Origin of the sequence: Methylocystis sp. WRRC1, from assembly GCF_020733155.1 — a bacterium.
Taxonomy (GTDB): domain Bacteria; phylum Pseudomonadota; class Alphaproteobacteria; order Rhizobiales; family Beijerinckiaceae; genus Methylocystis.
The window spans coordinates 1478590-1494842 of record NZ_JAJFZJ010000001.1; the positions used below are offsets into that span (position 1 = coordinate 1478590).

General features: G+C 64.9%; 18 protein-coding genes. 3 read left to right on the top strand and 15 right to left on the bottom strand.

Annotation, left to right across the window (positions count from 1 at the left end; translation table 11 throughout):
- Positions 1 to 71 precede the first annotated feature (71 nt).
- From LG047_RS07220 to coxB, 8 genes are all read right to left on the bottom strand, one after another.
- A complete protein-coding gene (locus tag LG047_RS07220) occupies positions 72 to 806 on the bottom strand; it encodes an SURF1 family protein (protein WP_227966107.1) in 735 nt (244 codons plus the stop codon).
- On the bottom strand, positions 803 to 1180 hold the full coding sequence (locus tag LG047_RS07225) for a DUF983 domain-containing protein (protein WP_036283378.1): 378 nt from the start codon (positions 1178 to 1180) through the stop codon (positions 803 to 805). The genes LG047_RS07220 and LG047_RS07225 overlap by 4 nt, the downstream gene beginning before the upstream one ends.
- A gap of 93 nt (positions 1181 to 1273) precedes the next feature.
- Positions 1274 to 2164, bottom strand: coding sequence for a cytochrome c oxidase subunit 3 (locus LG047_RS07230; RefSeq protein ID WP_227966108.1), 891 nt, complete (start codon positions 2162 to 2164; stop codon positions 1274 to 1276).
- 75 nt (positions 2165 to 2239) lie between these two features.
- A complete protein-coding gene (locus LG047_RS07235) occupies positions 2240 to 2833 on the bottom strand; it encodes a cytochrome c oxidase assembly protein (protein WP_227966109.1) in 594 nt (197 codons plus the stop codon).
- Between the two features lie 7 nt (positions 2834 to 2840).
- Positions 2841 to 3017, bottom strand: a complete 177-nt coding sequence (locus LG047_RS07240; protein ID WP_192815601.1) for a hypothetical protein — start codon at positions 3015 to 3017, stop codon at positions 2841 to 2843.
- 30 nt (positions 3018 to 3047) lie between these two features.
- The gene (locus LG047_RS07245; protein WP_227966110.1) at positions 3048 to 3980 is read right to left on the bottom strand and encodes a heme o synthase; all 933 of its coding nucleotides are present in this window, start codon (positions 3978 to 3980) and stop codon (positions 3048 to 3050) included.
- Positions 3981 to 4097: 117 nt separating this feature from the next.
- Positions 4098 to 5762, bottom strand: a complete 1665-nt coding sequence (ctaD, locus tag LG047_RS07250) for a cytochrome c oxidase subunit I (RefSeq protein ID WP_036288007.1) — start codon at positions 5760 to 5762, stop codon at positions 4098 to 4100.
- Between the two features lie 42 nt (positions 5763 to 5804).
- A complete protein-coding gene (coxB, locus tag LG047_RS07255) occupies positions 5805 to 6674 on the bottom strand; it encodes a cytochrome c oxidase subunit II (RefSeq protein WP_036283390.1) in 870 nt (289 codons plus the stop codon).
- Between the two features lie 319 nt (positions 6675 to 6993).
- On the opposite strand from coxB, the gene LG047_RS07260 reads away from it, so the two are divergent.
- Entirely contained in the window at positions 6994 to 7524 is a 531-nt protein-coding gene (locus LG047_RS07260; protein WP_370635068.1) for an invasion associated locus B family protein, read from the top strand.
- 19 nt (positions 7525 to 7543) lie between these two features.
- Positions 7544 to 8152, top strand: coding sequence for a hypothetical protein (locus LG047_RS07265; RefSeq protein WP_227966112.1), 609 nt, complete (start codon positions 7544 to 7546; stop codon positions 8150 to 8152).
- 35 nt (positions 8153 to 8187) lie between these two features.
- On the opposite strand, the gene LG047_RS07270 is transcribed toward LG047_RS07265, so the two are convergent.
- The 5 genes from LG047_RS07270 to LG047_RS07290 all read right to left on the bottom strand — a co-directional run bounded on the left by LG047_RS07270 (position 8188) and on the right by LG047_RS07290 (position 10830).
- Positions 8188 to 8664 carry an ATP F0F1 synthase subunit B gene (locus LG047_RS07270; protein WP_227966113.1) on the bottom strand — a complete coding sequence of 159 codons (477 nt, stop codon included), beginning with the start codon at positions 8662 to 8664 and terminating at the stop codon, positions 8188 to 8190.
- A 13-nt stretch (positions 8665 to 8677) separates the two neighbouring features.
- Positions 8678 to 9271, bottom strand: coding sequence for an ATPase (locus tag LG047_RS07275; protein ID WP_036288009.1), 594 nt, complete (start codon positions 9269 to 9271; stop codon positions 8678 to 8680).
- 117 nt (positions 9272 to 9388) lie between these two features.
- A complete protein-coding gene (locus LG047_RS07280; RefSeq protein ID WP_036283401.1) occupies positions 9389 to 9613 on the bottom strand; it encodes a F0F1 ATP synthase subunit C in 225 nt (74 codons plus the stop codon).
- Between the two features lie 49 nt (positions 9614 to 9662).
- Positions 9663 to 10433 carry a F0F1 ATP synthase subunit A gene (locus LG047_RS07285; protein WP_036288011.1) on the bottom strand — a complete coding sequence of 257 codons (771 nt, stop codon included), beginning with the start codon at positions 10431 to 10433 and terminating at the stop codon, positions 9663 to 9665.
- A gap of 58 nt (positions 10434 to 10491) precedes the next feature.
- Positions 10492 to 10830: an AtpZ/AtpI family protein gene (locus tag LG047_RS07290; protein ID WP_227966114.1), complete on the bottom strand. Its 339-nt coding sequence runs from the start codon at positions 10828 to 10830 to the stop codon at positions 10492 to 10494.
- Positions 10831 to 11235: 405 nt separating this feature from the next.
- Between LG047_RS07290 and LG047_RS07295 the strand changes: the two genes are divergently transcribed.
- The gene (locus LG047_RS07295; RefSeq protein WP_227966115.1) at positions 11236 to 11841 is read left to right on the top strand and encodes a CPBP family intramembrane glutamic endopeptidase; all 606 of its coding nucleotides are present in this window, start codon (positions 11236 to 11238) and stop codon (positions 11839 to 11841) included.
- A 9-nt stretch (positions 11842 to 11850) separates the two neighbouring features.
- Here LG047_RS07295 and LG047_RS07300 read toward each other — a convergent pair whose 3' ends face one another.
- Positions 11851 to 12543: a ceramidase domain-containing protein gene (locus LG047_RS07300; RefSeq protein WP_370635021.1), complete on the bottom strand. Its 693-nt coding sequence runs from the start codon at positions 12541 to 12543 to the stop codon at positions 11851 to 11853.
- 81 nt (positions 12544 to 12624) lie between these two features.
- Positions 12625 to 16080 carry a chromosome segregation SMC family protein gene (locus LG047_RS07305; RefSeq protein ID WP_227966116.1) on the bottom strand — a complete coding sequence of 1152 codons (3456 nt, stop codon included), beginning with the start codon at positions 16078 to 16080 and terminating at the stop codon, positions 12625 to 12627.
- Positions 16081 to 16253 lie beyond the last annotated feature (173 nt).

Consider the following 16253-nt stretch of genomic DNA (forward strand, 5'->3'; position numbering starts at 1 on the left):
GGAACGCGCCGCCAGCGACGCGATTCAACGCGTCTTTTCATAACATATTCGCCCGCGCCGCAAGGGCTGGCTCAAAGAGCGCCGCGCCCGAGGCGACCGCGCGCATAAAGCGCAAAGATCACGACGAGCGCGAAAGCCAGCGAAAACCAGGTGACGGCGTAGGAAAAGTGATTATTGACGATCTCCGGCGCGGCGGGGACCGGCCGTGGAAATTCTCCCGGCTCCCCCTGCGCCTCCAAAGCAATGGTGAAAGGCGCCGCCTCCCCGAGGTTGAGCGCAGCCGACATCGCAGCCGGGTCGCGCGTATACCAGATGAAACGTGCGGGTTCGTCGGCGGGCGTGAAGAGGTTCCGCGTCTGGGGCGCATGCAGGAGACCGACGATTGTCGTCTCTCCTTCGGGGGGCGCGCGGCTCGCGAGATCGGCGGCTTTCGACGCGGGGATGAAGCCGCGCTCGACCAGAACGACCCCGCCCGAGACGGGGGCGAAGGGCGTCAGCACGAGATAACCCGGCTCGCGACCAAAACCCTCGGGCGGCTTGGTGAAGATCAGCGCATCGCGGCCGCCGTGGTAGCGGCCGCTCACGCGCACATGGCTGAAATCGTAATCCTGCGGCTTGAGCGTGGCCCACGCCGCGCGCGGGGGGAGATCGGCAGCCGCGCCCGTCGCCCGCGCTTCGACACGCTGGATGAGCGCCTCTTTCTCGCCGAGGCGGCGCAGTTGCCACGTCCCGAGACCGACGAGGAGGGCAAAGGCGAGCGCGGCGGCGACAGCGGGCCACAGCAGCGCTCGCGCGCCGCGCATCATGACTCGCGCTGGCCTTCTTCGGCCTTGTTGAAATATTGCAGGGCGATCAGCAGCCCTTTGGCCGGCCTCAGCAGGCCGATGCAGACAATGGCGGACAGCGGGAGGAAGATCGCCGCATGGATCCAGTAGGCCGGCTGGTAGACGACCTCGATATACCAGGCCAGGCCGACGATGATGAAGCCTGCAATGGTCATCACGAATATCGCCGGACCGTCGCCTGTATCGGCGAAGGAGAAGTCCAGACCGCAATTGTCGCATTTGGGCGCCACGGAGAGGAGCCCCTCGAGCATCTTGCCCTTGCTGCAGCGGGGGCATCTGCCGAGCAGGCCGTCGATATAGACCGACGCCGGAGGATAGACATGCTCTTCGGACATGGATTGTGCGCTCCAAAGAAAACGGCCACGGCGGCGCCGTGACCGTCGATATTCCGAGAAAGGCCGGCGCGCGATGGCCGCGCGCCGCGCGTCTTACTCCATCGTGCCGCCCCAGTTGCCCCACACATATATGCAGCAGAACAGGAACAGCCAGACCACGTCGACGAAGTGCCAGTACCAGGCGGCGAATTCGAAGCCGAGATGCTGGGTCGCCGTGAAATGGCCTTTCAGCGCGCGAATTAGGCAGACGATCAGGAAGATCGTGCCGACGATGACGTGGAAGCCATGGAAGCCCGTCGCCATGAAGAAGGTCGAGCCATAGTTCGTCGCCGCGGGATGCGCCGGATCGAAGGAGAAGGCGAAGGGCGCGTGCGCGTATTCATAGCCCTGAATCAGCGTGAACAGCAGGCCTAGGCCAATCGTCGCCATGAGGCCCTTCTTGAGAACGTCGCGATCATTGTGCAGCAGGCCATGATGCGCCCAGGTGAGCGTGGCGCCCGAGGTGAGCAGGATGACCGTGTTGAGCAGCGGCAGCTTCCAGGGGCTGAGCACCTCGACGCCTTTCGGCGGCCAGACGCCCTGGAACAGCTCCGTGCGCGTCACCTGCCAGACGTCGTCGGGGAAGATGCTGGAGTTGAAGAAGGCCCAGAACCAGGCCACGAAGAACATGACCTCGGAAAGGATGAAGAGGATCATGCCGTAGCGGTGATGAAGCTGCACCACGGGCGTGTGGTGCCCTTCGACCTGCGCCTCGCGAACGATGTCGCTCCACCAGGCGTACATGACGATCAGAACGGCCGCGAGGCCGATGAAGAACACCGTGCCGCCGAAGTTCATGCCGTAGATCGGCGCGCCCTTGTGCTGGGCCATCCACATGATGGCGCCGATGGCCATGATGAGCGCGGAGAAGGCGCCGACGATCGGCCACGGGCTGGGATCGACCAGATGATAGTCGTGATCAGGTTTCGCGTGTCCCTCGGCCATCTTTGCTCTTCCTCGTCATTCGCCGGTCGCCCCGGCGTGTTCAAAATGCTTCGTCCGCGCGGACGCGGATTCGGTTCAGGACTTCGGCTTCTCCGACCCCGCCTCGCTCGCCTTCGGCTTGGCGATCGTCTTGGTCGGGAAGAACGAATAGGAGAGGGTTATCTCTTCGACCCGGCGCATCGTCTCGTCGGATTCGAGCGCGGGATCGAGATAGAAGACCACCGGCCATTCGGCCGTTTCCTGCGGGCCGAGGCGCTGCTCCTCGAAACAGAAGCAGGCGATCTTCACGAAGAAGACGCCGGCCTGATCCGGACTGACGTTGTAGGCCGCCTGACCGCTGGTCTCGTGGTCGGAGAGATTGGTCACCTTGTAATAGACGGTTTTGGTCTCGCCGGTGCGCAGTGAAACCTTCGCGACCTCGGGCTCGAAACGCCACGGCAATTCGCGCGCGACATTGGCGTCGAAGCGCACGGCGAGCACCCGCTCGCCCGATTTCGTCGGCGCGATCTTCGCGGTCTGCGGCGTGCCGCCGAAACCCGTCGCCGCGCAAAAGGCGCGGTAAAGCGGAACCGAAGCAAAGGAGAGCGCCAGCATTGCCACGGACCCGACGACGAGCGCCGCGGCGATATTGCGCGGTCTGCGGGTCGGGGTGGGCGCGGACTCTCTCATTGCGAACTCAGATCTGCCGGTTGGCCACGGCGCCGCCAAGTTTTACGAGCGTGACCGCATAGAAAAGCGCTGCGAGCAGGGCCACGGTGACGCCGATGGCGATGTTGCGGGCGCGGCGGCTGCGCTGTTGCTCGGGCGTCAGCACGACGCCGTCGGCCGCTTCGTTTTTCGTCGTGTCGTTCATTTCTCCTCGCTCCCTTGGCGTGTCCCGCGATCAGACGATCGCGAGGAGGTGAAGCCCCCGCTCGACAACGAGAACCAGGAACAGAAGGAAAAGATAGAGGATCGAGAAAAAGAACAGCCGGCGCGCGGCGCGGCGCGCGCGTTCGCCTTCGCGCTCCCGGAACACGACGGCCGCCAGCGCCACGAGGGCCACGCCGCAAGCGATCGCGACGACGCCATAGGCGAGCGAGGCGAAGCCGAGAAGCCAGGGAGCTACGCCGATCGGCGCGAGAACCAGCGCGTAAACGAGAATCTCCAGGCGCGTGCGGTCGGGACCAGCGACGTTCGGCAGCATTGGCACGCCCGCGCGGCCGTAATCCTCGCATTTCAGCAGGGCGAGCGACCAGAAATGCGGCGGCGTCCAGATGAAGATGATGGCGAATAGCACGACGCTCGACAGGCTGATCTCGCCCGTCGCGGCTGCGTAGCCAACCATTGGCGGGAGCGCGCCCGCGGCGCCGCCGATGACGATGTTGAGCGGCGTCGAGCGCTTCAGCCACATCGTGTAGACGGCGACATAGAAGAAGATAGTGAAGGCGAGCAGCCCGGCCGCCAGCCAGTTGGCGACATAACCCAGCGTGAAGACGGAGAGAGCGGAGAGCACGAGGCCGAAGGCGAGAGCGGTCTCGCGATCGAGGCGGCCGGCGGGGATCGGACGCCGCGCGGTGCGTGTCATCACCGCGTCTATGTCCGCGTCGTACCACATGTTGAGCGCGCCCGACGCGCCGGCGCCGACGGCTATGGCGAGAAGCGAGGCGAAAGCGATCAGCGGATGCGGCGGAACTGGCGCGAGGAGCAGGCCGGCGAGCGCCGTGAATATGACCAGCGACATCACGCGCGGCTTCAGCAGCGCAAAGAAATCCGACGGCGCCGCGATCGGTATCTGCGGAGCCCGGCCCTCGTCGAGATAGGAAGCGTCGCTCATCGCTTGTCAGGTCGCTCTTGCTTTACAACAGGATCCAGTCTGGTCGCATGGACCGCGCCTCGGCGGCCCGTTTCGTTTCCATCGGCGCGGACCGCAGCCCGCGCCGATGGATTTTTCTTACTGATGTCCCGAGCCCGTGATGCGCGGGAGCGTCTCGAACTGGTGGAACGGCGGCGGCGAAGGCAGCGTCCACTCCAGCGTCGTCGCGCCGGCGCCCCAGGGATTCGCGCCGGCGACGCGCTTCTTCAGGAAGGCCTCGATGACCGTGTAGAAGAAGAACACCATGCTGATCGCGCCGATAAACGCGCCGATCGACGACAGATAGTTCCAGGTCGCGAAAGCGTCCGGATAGTCGATGTAACGGCGCGGCATGCCCGCAAGACCGAGGAAGTGCTGCGGGAAGAACGTCAGATTGATGCCGATGAACAGCACAGCGAAGTGAATCTTCGACAGCGTCTCGTTGTAGAGATAGCCGGTCATCTTCGGGAACCAGTAGTAGAAGCCCGCAAAGACTCCGAACACCGCGCCGAGCGACATGGTGTAGTGGAAGTGCGCGACCACGTAATAGGTCTCGTGCAGCTGACGGTCGGCGCTCGCATTGGCCAGCACGACGCCAGTGACGCCGCCCATGGTGAACACGAAGATGAAGCCGATCGCCCAGATCATCGGCGCGCGGAAGGAGATCGACCCGCCCCACATCGTCGCGATCCAGGAGAAGATCTTGATGCCCGTCGGCACCGCGATCACCATGGTCGCGAAGACGAAGTAACGCTGCGCGTTCAGCGACAGACCGACCGTATACATGTGGTGCGCCCACACGATGCAGCCGAGGAAGCCGATGCAGACCATGGCGTAGGCCATGCCGAGGTAGCCGAAGACCGGCTTCTTGGAGAAGGTCGACACGATGTGGCTGATGAGGCCGAAGGCGGGCAGGATCAGAACATAGACTTCGGGATGGCCGAAGAACCAGAACAGATGCTGGAACAGCAGCGGGTCGCCGCCGCCGGCCGGATCATAGAACATGGTGCCGAAGTTGCGGTCCGTCAGCAGCATGGTGATCGCGCCGGCGAGAACCGGAAGCGTCAACACCAGCAGGAAGGCCGTCACCAGCATGGCCCAGGCGAAGAGCGGCATCTTGTGCAGCGTCATGCCCGGAGCGCGCATGTTGAAGATCGTGGTGATGAAGTTGATCGAGCCGAGGATCGACGAGGCGCCGGCGAGATGCAGCGACAGGATGACGAAATCCATCGCCGGACCCGGATGGCCGATGTTGGACGACAGAGGCGGATAGAACACCCAGCCGCCGCCAAAGCCCATCATGCCCGGCGCGCCGTCGACGAACATAGACATCACCAGCAGGATCAGCGACACCGCGAGGAACCAGAAGGAGATGTTGTTGAGGCGCGGGAAAGCCATGTCGGGAGCGCCGATCATGATCGGCACGAACCAGTTGGCGAAGCCGCCCATCAGCGCCGGCATGACCATGAAGAAGATCATGAGCACGCCATGCGCGGTGATGAACACGTTGTAGAGATTCTTGCCGGCGTCCAGGGCCATGGACGGATCGGCCTTGTTGATGAGCTGCGCCAGTCCCGGGAAGATCGTGATCCCCGGGTTCATCAGCTCGGCGCGGATCGCAACCGACATCAGCAGGCCGACCATGCCGCCGATGACGGCGAGGATCAGGTAAAGCGTGCCGATGTCCTTGTGGTTCGTTGAGAAGAGAAAGCGGCGCAAGCCCCTGGGATGATCGTGCGCCCCGGCCGTCGTCGAACTCGCCATCGTCATTTTCCTCGAAGTCTTATGATGTCTCTAGCGTAGGTTTCAGCGGGCCTGCTCGCCAGAGGCGAGCCGCACCGGCGTTTGCGCGGCGGCGAACTTCTTCTTCGACTCCGCGAGCCACTCATCATATTTCTCTCGGCTGACCACACGGATCGCCGACGGCATGAAGGCATGGTCCTTGCCGCAGATCTTGGAGCACTGACCGTAGTAGACGCCCTCCTTCTCGGCCTTGAACCAGGTCTCGTTGAGACGGCCCGGAACCGCGTCGATACGGATGCTGAAGGCGGGAATCACGTAGGAATGAATCACGTCCGAGGCGGTGACTTGCAGCTTCACCACTTCATTGATCGGCACGACCGCCTCATTGTCCACCGCGAGGAGGCGCGGCTCGCCGGGCTGCAATTCCGATTCCGGCTTCATCAGCTGGTCGAAGCCGAACCCGCCGCCCTGATCTTCCGGATATTTGTAGGACCAGTACCACTGGTTGCCGGTGACCTTGATCGTGATTTTCGATTCCGGAATTTCGACCTGATGCGCGAGCAGGCGGAAGGACGGGATGGAGATAAAGACGAGAATGAGAATCGGGACGAGCGTCCAGATGATCTCCAGTCCCGTGTGATGCGTAAGCTTCGACGGCACAGGGTTGGCCTGCTCGTTGAAACGCCATGAGACGTAGAGCAGAAGCCCGAGCACCGCCAGGGCGATGAAAGTGATGATTGGCAACAGGATGCCGTTATAAAAGAACTGCGTCTCGTGACCGACCTCTGTGACGGTCGCCGGCAGTCCCATGCCGCCCGGAGTCGGCTGTCCTTCGACCTGCGCGTAGGCGAAGCCGGCGAAAAGAACGACAGGGAGCGCAACTGCGGCCGCAAGCGCTCCGCTCGTAAGGATATGTCGATTGCCCGTGGACATGCAGGTCGCCTTTCGCACCTTTTAGTCAGTCTGTTTCAATTCTGATGCAAATTTCGCGCGCGCGCGCTCGCCGCAGATCGCGTCGCCCGACTTAAGCCGGTTCAAGCACAAACGCACGGCCCGCGCAATTGCTGCAGTGCGCGACTCTCATAGACAAATCGTCGCGGCGAAAAGGGTTCGGGAGCCCTGGACGGCCTCAGCCGCCCAGCTTGACAGTTCAAAGCCATTTGCTAGGCAACGGTGGCCCGCGCGACGCCGCGAACTGGCCGGTTTCTCGTCGCAGGATCGACGAATGAAGCAACCTGCTGCTGGAGCGATCATGAAGCTTTTGCGCGTAGTGAAGAAATGCGCCCCCTTGCGACAAACCGTCGCGGTCCTTTTCGCCGCAACCCTCGCGGCCTCCGGCGGCGAAAGCCTCGCGCAAGGCGTCGTCAAATCCAAGTTCGGCGACTGGGAGATCCGCTGCGAGACACCGGCGGGCGCTTCCGCCGAGCAATGCGCGCTGATTCAGAGCGTCGTCGCCGAGGACAAGACCAATGTCAATCTCGTCGTCATCGTGCTGAAGACCAGCGATGGCAAGAGTCGCCTGCTGCGCGTGATCGCGCCGCTCGGCGTGTTGCTTCCCAACGGCCTTGGTCTGAAAATCGACGAAACGGACATTGGCCGCGCCGGCTTCGTGAAATGTCTGCCCACGGGTTGCGTCGCCGAAGTGGTGATGGACGACAAGCTCATCGACCAGATGAAGGGCGGCAAGACGGCGACCTTCATCATTCATCAGGTTCCCGAGGAGGGAATCGGCCTGCCGCTGACCCTTCAGGGCTTCAAGGAAGGTTTCGCCAAACTGCCGTAACGGAGCGGTTTCCAAAGACATGACGACTGCTTGCGCAAGATTTGCCGCCCTTGTCGTAGCGACGACATTGTCGGGCGCCGCCGCCGCCTTCGAATTGCCGAAGATCGGCGTTCCCCAGATATTGGGCGGCGGCTCGAAGGACGCGCCGCCCGCGCCCGGCGTGACGCCGGATTGTCCGGGCGTATTCATCGAGAATGACGCGGCGATGCTGCGATCTCCGGCGGACGCCGACAGCGCGAATGTGCGCTATCAGCTCTCGATAATTTCGACGGCGCGCGAATGCGTTGTCGAGGGCGACCGCCTGACAATCAAGATCGGCGTCGAAGGCGGCGCAGTCCTCGGCCCGCAGGGCGCGCCGGGTTCATACGGCGCGAATTTGCAGGTGATCGTGCGGAACGTTAAGGACGAGTCGGTCGCCTTCTCGAAAAACTACCGGGTGACAGCGACAATTCCGGGCGGCGCCTCGCGAGCCGATTTCCGTCTGCTTGCGGATCCGGTCAACGTGCCGGTGGTGAGCGCGCGCGCCCAGGACGATTACGAGATTCTCGTCGGCTTCACACAGGGCGCCGCAGAAAATATCGAAAAGCCTCCGCGCAAAAAGAAAAAGGGCCGGCGCCGCGGCGCCTGACCCTTCGTTCTTCAGACCGGTCGACGTCGCGCGCTTCAGTGAGCGAGCGACTTGACCTCGTTTATACCGGCGGCCACGAAATCCTTGCCGGCGACGCCCTTTCTCAGCACGCCCTCGGCGATCCTGACCGCGGCGTCCGCGGCGGCGGCGCGCACTTCTGCGGCCGCCTGCGCCTCCGCCTGCGCGATCTTCTGCTCCACCTGCTTGACGCTACGCGCCATGAACTCGTCGAGCCGGCGACGACCCTCGGCGGCGATCAACTCCGCCTCCTCCTTCGCCTGCGCGACGATGGCCTTGGCTTCAGCCTCGGCGTCGGCGCGCTTCTTCTCGAAGGAGGCGAGCAGCGTCTCGGCCTCGGAGCGCAGACGCTCGGCCTCGGCGAGTTCGCTCTTGATGCGATTGATGCGCGCGTCGATCAGCGCCGCAAATTTGGAGTGGGCGCCGACCCACAGCAGCACGAGCACGAAGATCGTGAAGCCGACGGCAACGTAAAATTCTGCATCGAAGTGCATGGACGACGTCTCCTCAGTTCGACTTCACGGCGGAGCGGTATTCGGCGACGAGCTTGTTGACGTCGACCTTGGCGCCGGCGAGCTTCTCGATGATCGAGGCGGCGGCGTCGACGGCGATCTGTTCGACATTGCCGAGAGCCTGCGCCTTGGCGCTCGCGATGCGCTCCTCGGCGGCCCGGATCTTCTCGGCCGCCTGCGTCTCCGCGAGCGTCCGCTGGGCGGCGGCCTCATTCGCGATCTTCTGCTGGGCCTCGCGGCCGATCGCTTGCGCCTCTTCGCGACGCAGACGAAGATTTTCGTCATTGGCGGCGGCGGCGGCCTGGGCCTTCGCCTGCATATCGCGCGACGCGTCGAGATCGGCGGCGATCTTGTTCGCGCGGTTCTCGATGATGCCGCCGACGCGCGGCAGCGCGAGGCGCGACATGAGAATGTAGAGAACGCCGAAAATCAGGACGAGCCATACCAGCTGCGGCGCGAAATTCTCGGTCTGGAAGGGCGGAAAGAGGCCTTCGTGATGGGCTTCGCCACCCGGCGCGCCCACGGACTCGTGAGTCCCCTGGGTTTCCTGCTCGGCCTCGGCGGCGTGGGCGGAAGAGATGATCGCCATGGACATGATCCAAAGTCTTCGACGCGGCGCGCGGCTATAACGCGAGGCGCCTCTGCGAGGGGCGTACGGACGCAAGGCGCGCTGTGACGCGCGCCTCGCGAAGATTGCAAGAAAGCCTCAGGCCTTCAGATACAGCAGCAGCGCGATGACGAAGGCGAAGATGCCCAGGCCTTCGGCGAGCGCCGCGCCGATGATCGCGTTGGTGAACTGGCCGGCGGCCGCCGACGGATTGCGCAGGGCGCCGTTGACGAAGTTGCCGAAGATGAGGCCGACGCCGATCGCCGCAGCGCCGGTGCCGATGGCGGCGAGACCCGCGCCAACCAGTTGCATTTCAGAAGCCATGTTACTCTCCTGCTTTCTTTGAGGGGCGACTTTTATTGTTGGATGTTTATCAGTGGCCCGGATGAATCGCGTCGTTCAGATAGACGCAAGTGAGAACGCTGAACACGAAAGCCTGCAGACAGGCGACGAGCAACTCCAGCGCATAGAGCGCGACAATCGCGAGCAGCGGCACCGGCGCGAGCGCCGAATAGACGCCGCCAGCGGCCAGGAGCAGCACGACGAATCCGCCGAACACCGCGAGCGTCACGTGGCCCGCAAGGATGTTGGCGAAAAGACGAATTGAGAGCGAAACCGGACGCGACAGGAAGGAGATGATCTCGATAGGAACGAGGATCACCAGCACCGGCAGCGGCACGCCATGCGGCACGAAGAGGTTAATGAAGCCGAGGCCGTTACGGTAGAAGCCGTAGGCGGTCACCAGCGTTATGACCAGCAGGGCGAAGGCGCCGGTCACGACGATCTGGCTCGTCACCGAATAGGTGTACGGGATGAGGCCGATCAGATTGGAGATGAGGATGAAAGAGAAGAGCGAGAAGACGAAGGGGAAGAACTTCATCCCTTCCTTGCCCGCGGTCGAGCGCACCGTATTGGCGACGAACTCGTAGAGCATCTCGGCGAGCGCCTGGAAGCGGCCCGGGACGATCGACTTGCGCGAGGTCGCGATGACCATCAGCAACACGACGCCCAGCGCGGCGAGCAACATATAGAGCGACGCATTGGTGAAGGAGGTCTCGACGCCCGCGATCTGGTGCGGGAAGTAGCGATGCAGTTCGAACTGCTCGATCGGATTGGGCTTCGAGGCAACTTCTTCCGCGCTCATCGTCATGCCCCGGACGTCTCCGCCCGGCCCTTGTATCGACGCTTCAGGGCGTCATGTTTCAACTGTCCTCGCCGGCCCCGCCTTTCGGCTTCGCCAGGCGATAAATGTTCCAAAACCCCGCCGCCACGCCGACGCCAAGCAGCAGGAGCAGCACCCATGGACCCGTCCCGAGCCATTCATCGGCCTTCCAGCCGAGGAAGCCGCCGACGACGACCGCCGCGACAAACTCGGAAAAGGCGTTGAGCCCGACGCTCAGCGCCCGTGAGAGTCCGCGCCGCTCGACCGGGGCCTCCTGCGCGCTCTGCTCCTCGTCGCGCTTGCGCAACTCCGCAGCGAGCCGCTCGAGCCGAGCATTGAGCGCCGCCTGCTCCGCATTCTCCTTTTCCTCGTCGCTCATCGGCGTTCTCCGCCGCGCAAATTCGCGCGAAAAATCAACGAGGGCCGCGAGGGTGCGGGAGGTGAAAGTCCAGTCGTTCCGGGGACGGCGACGAAAAAACCCGGCCTTGCGGCCAAACCCTTTCGAGCCGCGCGCAACATATGGGCGGGGCAAGTTTTAGTCAAGGCGCGGCCTGAAAGCGTATATCACTGAAATAAAAACAGATTTTGGCATGCGACATTTTTATGCTCGGTGACTTTTGTGCGGTTGCGAGCAAGCGCCGCGACGACGTCGCTGGGAGTAAGGGCCTCACCCCGCGGGCCGGCGTTCGCCCCGATGCGAAATTCTCCGCGGCCTGAGCGTCCCGGCGCTCCCGGATGAAGGAACCGCTTGGCGTGGCCCGGATCACGAATATGTTACAGCGTTATGACGCTTTTTCGCGATGTGCGGGCGATGTCGCCGCTGTTGGGTTTTTCGCTCCTTCTGCTTGCGCCGGCCATCGCGGTCCGTTCCGGCGCCCTGTCGTTCGACCTTCGTTTTGAAGCTTTGCTGATCGTTTCAGCCGTTTGCATTGGCGCTTGCGTGCTCGCGGGCTTCTCCTCCTCGGAGCTCGGGCTGAGCACGCCATGGATCGCCCGTCACTGGGTCGGGGGAACCGCGCTTACCCTCGTCCTTGCCCTCGCGATCCTGCTGGAAGCGAATCTCGTCGCCGACCACAAGCCGCAGCCCGACTGGGCGGCCTTCGCTCCTTTTTATGTGCTCGTGTCGAGTCCCTGTCAGGAAGTCGTCTGCCGCGCCATTCCAAAACTGATCGCGGATCGCGCGCAAATGAGCGGGCGAAACTATGTTCTTTTTTCTGCAGCGGTTTTTTCGCTGATGCACTTCGCCTACGGCGATTCGCTGTTGCTGCTGAACACGTTCTTCGCCGGACTGGCCTGGGCGGCGGCCTATCTTGTCACGCGGAACATCTGGCCGCTCGTGGCCTCGCACGCCGCCACCGGCACGCTCGCCTTCTGGCTCGGCGTCGCATGAGCCGGCGCGTCACGCGGCGGCGCGCGGTCCGGCGAGAATGGCCGTGCGAAGCAGAAGCCAGAGGACGACGGCGTTCAGAACATGCCAGACGAAATGGACGCCGGGCGGAAAGGCGGCGCAAATGTCGCGATCGATCGTCCGGAAGACGAGAGAAACAAGGAACACGAAAGCCGCCCCCGTGAGAACCGCCGCCGCCCCGCGGCGACGCATGATTTCAGCCCGATCGCTCCCGCCCGCCCTCCAGAGCAGAGCCGCGAAAACCGCCAGCGCCGCCAGCGCCGGCAGATAACCGGCAGAGCCGTTCAATCCCTTTATTGACGCGTCGACCCGATAGGAGCCCAGGGCGAAGAGGAGCGTGATCCCGACCGCCACAGGCGTTTCGAGGCCGAACATCCGGCGCAGGGTCAGCAGAAAATAACCATAGATGAATAGCGAGATCGGGATGACGTCGAGCAGCATGGCCCCGCGCGTCGCAACCGTATGGAAAATGAGGCTTCCGACGCCTACGGCGGCCGTGGCCAGTATCAGCGCGAGCGCGGGGTAATCGGCCTTCCCCTGCCGGCGCCAGATGGTCAAGGCCGCCGCCGCCGCCAAAAGGAATGCGGCGTTCGACAGCGCATTGAGCGGCTCCGCCCAGAAAGCGCCGCTCTGGCGCTCGCAATAGTCGATGACAGGTTCGCGCCAGTCCATGAGCGCCAGCATGCGGCCGGATTGCTACGATCGCGCGACGCCGCGTTGAAGAAAAAACGGCCGAATCGAATGGCGCCGGGACGAGGCGCGGGATCAGCTCGCCAGCGCGAATTTTTCCGCCTGCTCCAGATCGACCGAGACGAGCTGCGAAATCCCGCGCTCGGCCTGCGTCACGCCGAACAGCCGATCCATTCGCGCCATGGTGATCGGATTATGGGTGATGGTCACGAAGCGCGTGTCGGTTTTCTTGCGCATCTCTTCGAGAAGGTCGCAGAAGCGTTCGACGTTCGAATCGTCGAGCGGCGCGTCCACCTCGTCCAGCACGCAGATCGGCGACGGGTTGGTGAGGAACACCGCGAAGATCAGCGACATGGCCGTCAGCGCCTGCTCTCCGCCCGAAAGCAACGTCATCGTCTGCGGCTTCTTGCCCGGCGGGCGGGCGAGAATGTCGAGGCCGGCCTCCAGCGGATCGTCGCTTTCCACGAGCTGCAATTCCGCCGAGCCGCCGTCGAAGAGCAGCGTGAACAGCTCCTTGAAATGCGCGTTGACCTTGTCGAAGGCGGCGAGGAGCCGTTCGCGGCCTTCCTTGTTGAGGCTCGCGATCGCGGAGCGCAGTTTCTTGATCGCCTCGTTGAGGTCGTCGCGCTCGGACATCATCTTCTCGCGCTGCGCCTCGACCTCGGTGAGTTCGTCCTCGGCGCGCAGATTCACGGCGCCGAGCCGCTCGCGATCGCCGCGCAATTCTTCGAGACGCTTCTCGATTTCGGCGATCTCGGGGAGTTCGTCTCCCTCCCTGATCCCCGCGAGTTCAGCCAGCGCGGCCGGCGTCGATTCGAGGTCGTGGGCGATGGCGCGCTCGACATCGGCGGCGCGCTGTCTGGCGGCTTCCAGCTGCGCCTCGCTTCGCGCCTTTTCCTCGCGGGCGGCGCTCATCGCGTCGAGCGCGGCGCGGGCGGCGCGATCGGATTCGGCAAGCCGCGTCTCGGCGGCGGCGCGGGCGTCCGAGGCGTCGCGGCGAGCGGCCTCGGCCTCCTCCAGCGCATTCATCAGCGCGCGGCGCTGTTGCACGAAGGCGTCGGGCGACTCGGCGAGGCGCTCCTGCTCCTCGCGCGCCGATTCGAGGCGCTCCTCCAGTTCGCCGATCCGGTCCTGCGCGCGGTCGCGGCGCTCGGCCCACGAGGCGATCTCGCGGGTGATGGCGGCGACGCGCGAGGCGCGGGCGTTGACCTCGTGGCGCAGGGCCGCGAGAGCTGCGCGGGCTTCCCCGGCCTGCGCGCGTTCGACCATGGCCCGGCTGCGCAGGCTCTCCAGCGCGCCGGCGATAGAAGCCGGCTCTTCGAGCGCGTCCAGCGAGGCGGCGAGACTGTCGCGCTTCTGCACGGCCTCGTCGCGATTGGCGAGAGTCTGCGCCTTGGCCTCCTCCAGAGCGGAGAGGCGCTGGCCGATCTGCGCCTGACGGCGCTCGGCGGCGCTGTGGCGCTCGCGCGCCTCCTCGAGCCGGACGCGGGCCCGGCGCTGCGCGTCGCGCGCCTGGGCGTCGGCCATCGCGGCGAGGCGCGTGGCCTCGCGGGCGGCCTCCAGCTCCTCGGAGAGCGCATCCGCCTGCGCGCGGGCAAGCTCCGCTTCGGCGCGCAAGTCTTCAAGGCGATTCTTTTCGACGAGGCGGCGGGCCGCGGCGGTCGGCGCCTCGGCGGCCTGAGTGAATCCGTCCCAGCGCCACAGATCGCCTTCCCTGGAGACGAGCCGCTGGCCGGGCTTCAGCAGTTTGCGCAGACTTTCGCCCTCGCCCCGCAACACGACCCCGATCTGGGCGAGACGGCGGCGCAGCGCGGCCGGGGCCTGAACCATCTCCCCGAGCGGGCGCACGCCGCTGGGCAGGGCCGGATCGCCGGCGTCCGAGGTGAGCGCCCAATGGGCCGGCGCGGAAGTCTCCGCCGAGGCGTCGAGATCGTCGCCGAGCGCGGCGCCGAGCGCGGTCTCGTAACCTTTCTCGACGGTCACGCTCTCGACGACCGGAGCCCAAAGGCCGCCCGAACCCGACTGCAGGAGATTTTCGAGCGTGCGGACCTCCGTTTCGAGCCGCTGCGCGCGCAACGTCGCCTGCTCCATGGGCTGGCGCGCGGCGGACTCGGCCTCGCGCGCGTCGCGCTGGGCCTCCTCCGCCATCTGCGCGGTCTCGTCCGCGGCCCGCGCCTCCTCGACCGCCATCTCGAAAGCTTCGGCGAGGCGGGCCGCTTCTTCGGCGCCGCCGCCCTGCCCCGCGATGAGCGCGAATTCCGTATCGAGCCGGGTCAGTTCGGCCTCGAAGCGGGCGACGCGCTGATTCTCGTCACGCAGCGCAGTTTCGATCGCCGCGCGTCTGGCGTTGACGCCAGCGAGCTGTTCCTGGGCGTCGCCGAGCGCGGCCTCCGTTTCGGCGAGCGCCGACTCGATTTCGGCGAGGCGCTCGCGAGCTTCCTGCTCGCGGCCCCCATCCTGCGAATCGGCGCCGATGAGCTCCTCGCGCTCATCCTCGAGCCGCTGCGCGACCTGCGCCGCGTCCTCGATCAGCGCGCGCTCGCGCTCGAGATCGCGCGCGAACTGCTCGATATGGCGGGTGAGTTCGGTAACGCGGTCTCTGGCGCGCTGCTCGTCCGCCTCCAGCGCCTGGCGCGCGGCGACGAGACGATGCACGGCAGCGCCGGCCTCGGCCTCCCTCTCGCGCAAGGCCGGCAGTTCATGGGCGGCGATCGCCTGGAATTTCGCGGCCTCAGCCTGCTCGAGCGTGCGGGCCTGAACATTGCGCAGATCGGCCTCGAGCTTCTCGGCCGCGTCGCGCAGCTGGTCGGTCGCGATCTGATAGGAGACGAGAGCGGCGAGCGCCTCGTTCTGACGGATTTTCGCTGCGAGGTCGCGGTAGCGCGAGGCCTGCCGCGCCTGGCGCTTCAGACTGTCGGACTGACTTTCGACCTGTTTCAGCACGTCTTCCAGACGCGTGAGATTTTCCGAGGCGGCGTTGAGGCGCAGCTCCGCCTCGTGCCGGCGGGAATGGAGGCCCGCGACGCCGGCGGCGTCCTCGAGAATACGGCGGCGCGCCTGAGGCTTGGCCGAGATGATCTCGCCGATCTGACCCTGCCGCACGAGAGAGGGCGAGCGCGCGCCGGTCGCCGCGTCGGCGAAGAGCAGTTGCACGTCGCGCGCGCGCACTTCCTTGCCGTTGATGCGATAGTTCGAGCCTTGCTCGCGCTCGATGCGGCGCGTGACCTCGATCGAATCGGAGTCGTTGAAGGCCGCCGGCGCCAAGCGCTGCGAATTGTCGAGGACGAGGCCGACTTCCGCGAAATTGCGCGCCGGACGCGAGCCGCCGCCCGAGAAAATGACGTCGTCCATGCCGGACGCGCGCATGTTCTTGTAAGAGTTCTCGCCCATCACCCAGCGCAGCGCCTCGACGAGATTCGACTTGCCGCAGCCGTTCGGCCCGACAACGCCGGTTAGGCCCGGCTCGATCAGGAAATCGGTCGGTTCGCAGAAGCTCTTGAAACCCAGAAGGCGAAGGCGCTCGAATTTCATGGGATCAGAGCGCCACAAAAGAATGGTGAAAGCAAGAAATCGGCCGCAATATGTTGTGGGTACGCCGCCCCCGATCGCCGATCCATGGGCGGTTGCGACGCTTCTCCACAGGTTTTTGTTGCGCCGCGCAACAAGGCCCGAAAAAATAGGCGCGGGACGAGAGGGCGAATCAC